Here is a 3,880-nt window from a genome sequence, read left to right on the forward strand (position 1 = left end):
CGGACGGAAGAGCACCCGACGGAGGAAGAAGCCCCTGGCCATGGGCTCAAAGAATCAGCGGGGCTCTGGGGAACTCGCGGGATGTCGCACACCCGACCCGGTCCGCGTGGCCGACGCGCTGCGCCGCAGCCCGCACTTCGCGGCCGCAGACGCCGACCCGGGCGGCGACACGGTGTGGTTCACCACCGAGGCCGGCATCAACTACACGCTGACCTTCAAGGACGCGGAGCCCACCGACGACGACCCACCGCCTCCGCGATGGCGTCGGGGCAGGGGCGTTACGCGTCAGCGGTTCCTCTACCGTGTCGGCGGCGGATGCGGGCGCTGGCGATCACAAGAGCGGTGCTCAATAGGAGGATCCCCGAGACCAGCGTTGTGAGCGCGCCACCGCCGGATGCTTCGGCGTCCACGGCGGCTGCCGGGGAGATGCCCGAGGTGTGCGGGAATTTGATCTTCGCGTGGAACTTCTTGACGAGCAGCCCGCTTTTCAGTTCCAGGGTGGCGCGCCAAGGGCCGTCGGCTACTTGGTCGGTTACCGGAATCTTCACGGGCTCGGACTGATGGGGTGCCAGGCTAGTGCCCAGCTGTACCTGGTAGGGGCCCGCGCTCAGGCTTCCCGACACCGAGGCGAGCTTCAGGGTGCCGGACAGGTCCAGAGCGCGGCCCCCGGTGTTGATGATCTGGGCGCGCACGATCGCGCGCCCGTCCGGGCCGCGTTCAGCCGTCATCGTGCGCGCGGTGAAGTTCGGGGCTGGGGGGTTGTGGCCCCCGACTGAGAGATACATCCGGATGCCGGTGCGGCTCACCAGGGCGACACCACCACCTCGACCGCCCCTGACTTGCGCCCAGACCACGGCATAGCTCTCACCCGGCGCCGCGTCCCTGGGCACCGCGATCGTCACAGTGTCGCGGACGGTGTCGTGGGCGGGAACATCGAGCTTCCTGTGCCTCAGCCTTGTCCAGGACGAAAGCTCGTTCCGCTTCCTGCCGGCTGCCCCCACGAACGAGCCGTGGGTGATCTTGGCGGCGGCCGGATACACCTCGACGTGCAAGGTGGAATCAGTGGTATTCAGCACCTCGATGCGGCGGTGCACGGTCGTGCCCGGCGTCAGATTGTCGATGATGTAGTGCCGTGCTCTTGGATCGTCGGCCAGGTCGGCCGGGATGTCGACGAGGCGTACGCCGACGCTTCCTGGGCCGGAGTCCGACGAACGTGGCGGCGCCGCTGCATTGGTCGCAGGTGAGGCAGCGCCGGTGGCCGCGATGAGTGCCGCGGCCACCAGAGCCAGAACAGGAACGAAACTGCGCAAGGTGGAGTCCCCCCAGTGATTTCGGTGTGCTGGATCAGGCCACGGAATGGGTGATCGTCGAGCTGTAGGTGCCGGCCAGGGCGTCCGCCGGGATCGTGACGGAGATGGTCGGGTTCCAGACGGCGCTGTTGATGCCGGACACGCCGGTGGCGGTCTGAACGGGGCCCGGCGGGTACAGGGGATTCAGGTTGCTGGCGTTGACAGTGGCGGTGCCGGTGACTGTGGCGGATGGGGTGTTGTAGCTGCTGGAGCCGGGGGCGGACACCGAGATGTTCTGGGGCCCTGTGAAGTCGACGCCGTTCGCGGTGACGACCCAGCCGGTCGTACCGCCCCGGTTGTCCGTCACGGTGACGTTCCCGAGCTGTGCGCTGACCGTCTGGGGGGTGCTGCTGGCGGCAACGGTTCCCAGGCTCACAGGCCCCGTCGGCACAGTGATGTCGATGGTGCCGGTGGTGACCGAGAGCGTCACCGGCGTGGTCCCGCTCTGATCGGCCGATGCCGGTAGGGGGGCGGCCAGAGCCGCCACCAGGCCGACTACGAGTGACGCGGCCGCGATACTTCTGCGCATCTTGATCCTCAGTTGTCACAGGTGCAGGTGGAATTCACCTCCCCCTGGGTATCGGCAGAAGACCGCGTTCCTGACCGTCTTCTCTGCTCTTTTCGCCGGATCAGCCCATTCGCTCTTTAGAATGACTTTTGCGACACTCCGGGGCTTTTCCCAGCGGGTCGTACTACGACGCGGAGTTCGGCATCAGCCGCGCCCAGGCGTACCGGCTCCTGGACGTCGCCCGCTCCCTCGCCGCTGTCGCCGCCGGCACCGAGACGTCTCGCATGCGAGACAGCGCCCCGGCCGCCGCGGCCGCGCTCGACTAGGGCTGTCCCAGCGCGCCCTGATCGCCGTCTCCGGACGTACCGGCGACGTCGCGGAGCCTGAATCACCCGCCGACTCACCACACTCGCCCACAGCGGCCTCCAGGCCCTCGATGAGCCGACCGTGCGCGCCGTGGTCCGCCAGGCCGTCCGCGACGTCCGTACCGCCCCGCCTCCGCCGCCTGTCGATCCGCCGGCGGATCCCGCCCTCGCCGCGCTGCGCGCCGTCGTCGACGACCTCGCCGCCAGCACCCACGCGATCGGGGAGCTGATGCTCGAAGTCGCCCCGGCCTACCTCTCCGACACCGACGCCGCACACGTCCTCGCGCTGCTGTGCGAGCAGATCGGCGAGCCCCTCGAACACGGCCTCGCCGCCCGCCGCTACGCGATGTCCGGGGACCGCCGCGCCCTGCACGGCACCGTCTTGTAGCTCACCGATCCCGGCTGCGCCTATGTGACACACAGCCTGTTTCCCCAGGTGGGCGAGGCGCGGTGTGAGGGTGTGAGGTGTGAGGCGAGGGCGTGCAGCAGGGACCTCGTGCTGCTCCTGGTGGTGGTTGTCGAAGGGCAGCAGCAGCGGGGGTGTCGGTTGCAGCACGGTTGTGGTGGGAGTGCAGCAGGGCGGTGTCGTGGGTGCAGCGCAGCATTTGCATGGGCCAGGCGGCACACGGGTGCTGCACGGGTAGCAGGCCGGCCCCGGCGGTGCAGCAGGCGTTATCTCGGGTGCCAGCGAGGCAGCAGGCATGTAGGGCAAGTGGCCGTTTTCGTACATGCCTTACGGGTATCCGAGGGATCGTCAGGCACGTACGGCATGTGCGTAAGCGTTGTGGGTGCGCCGCCCTGCGCCGGATCAACGAATTCCTGAGCGATCCCCCCTGCCGAGTGATTGTCGGCGGAGGGTGCCCTTCCCGGCCCGTCGTGCTCACCGTGCCTGGGTCCAGTCGCCCGCCTCCGTGCCCCGGATCCTCCGGTTCAGTCGCGGCACCGGACCGGGTGCGGTCTCGGTGGGGCGCACGAACGTCCAGGCGACCGCCCCGGCCCATGGTCGGGGCGGTCGCGCGTCCCCGCCATACCGAATATGGCGAACTGTCATAATACGTCCGATTCTGTCAGCTCGGTCGGGAGGATTGCTGTGACTATCTGTCAAACCGTGAGAGGGGTGGGCGCGCAGGAGGCCCTCCCGTCGTCGGCGCCGCCTGGTCTTCGAGTGCGTCGCTCGTGGTGGGGTGGGTTGCTGCGGGCGCTGGTGGCAGGTCTCGTGCTAGTGGCCGGCCTGGCCCTGCCCATGGTGGCCCCGCAGCCCGCCCAGGCCGTGCCGCCCGGCACCTACGCCTACGTCGCCAACTTCCTCGATGGCACGGTGTCGGTGATCAACACAGCGACGAACACGGTGGTGGTCACGGTTCCCGTCGGCGATGCGCCGTGGGGAGTGGCGGTGTCGCCGGACGGCACCCGCGCCTACGTCACCAACCGCGCCGATGGCACGGTGTCCGTGATCAACACCGCGACCGACACGGTCGTCGCCACCGTCCCCGTCGGCCTTGAGCCCCTGGGGGTGGCGGTGTCGCCGGACGGCACCCGCGCCTACGTCACCAACTTCAGCGCCAACACGGTGTCCGTGATCAACACGAACACCAACACGGTCGTCGCCACTGTCCCCGTCGGCGATGCTCCCATCGGGGTGGCGGTGTCGCCGAACG

The 3,880-nt window shown here is 68.9% G+C and carries 5 protein-coding genes; 3 read left to right on the forward strand and 2 right to left on the reverse strand.

The window, feature by feature from the left end; genetic code table 11:
• Positions 1 to 278: 278 nt before the first annotated feature.
• Positions 279 to 1,310 carry a hypothetical protein gene (locus ACZ7IB_RS46875; RefSeq protein ID WP_470921325.1) on the reverse strand — a complete coding sequence of 344 codons (1,032 nt, stop codon included), beginning with the start codon at positions 1,308 to 1,310 and terminating at the stop codon, positions 279 to 281.
• A 34-nt stretch (positions 1,311 to 1,344) separates the two neighbouring features.
• The gene (locus ACZ7IB_RS46880; protein WP_470921327.1) at positions 1,345 to 1,878 is read right to left on the reverse strand and encodes a hypothetical protein; all 534 of its coding nucleotides are present in this window, start codon (positions 1,876 to 1,878) and stop codon (positions 1,345 to 1,347) included.
• Between the two features lie 128 nt (positions 1,879 to 2,006).
• Here ACZ7IB_RS46880 and ACZ7IB_RS46885 point away from each other — a divergent pair, with 128 nt between their 5' ends.
• The 3 genes from ACZ7IB_RS46885 to ACZ7IB_RS46895 all read left to right on the forward strand — a co-directional run.
• Entirely contained in the window at positions 2,007 to 2,183 is a 177-nt protein-coding gene (locus ACZ7IB_RS46885; protein WP_470921328.1) for a hypothetical protein, read from the forward strand.
• A 121-nt stretch (positions 2,184 to 2,304) separates the two neighbouring features.
• On the forward strand, positions 2,305 to 2,610 hold the full coding sequence (locus ACZ7IB_RS46890) for a hypothetical protein (RefSeq protein WP_470921329.1): 306 nt from the start codon (positions 2,305 to 2,307) through the stop codon (positions 2,608 to 2,610).
• 855 nt (positions 2,611 to 3,465) lie between these two features.
• Positions 3,466 to 3,880 (forward strand): YncE family protein (locus ACZ7IB_RS46895; RefSeq protein WP_470921349.1); only part of this gene is annotated, 415 nt, incomplete at its 3' end.

The organism is Streptomyces sp. NPDC037301 (assembly GCF_055602785.1).

What these genes read in the sequence shown, in the direction of transcription:
- ACZ7IB_RS46880 (WP_470921327.1), bottom strand. Translation starts at nt 1,878, where the DNA reads ATGCGCAGAAGTATCGCGGCCGCGTCACTCGTAGTCGGCCTGGTGGCG.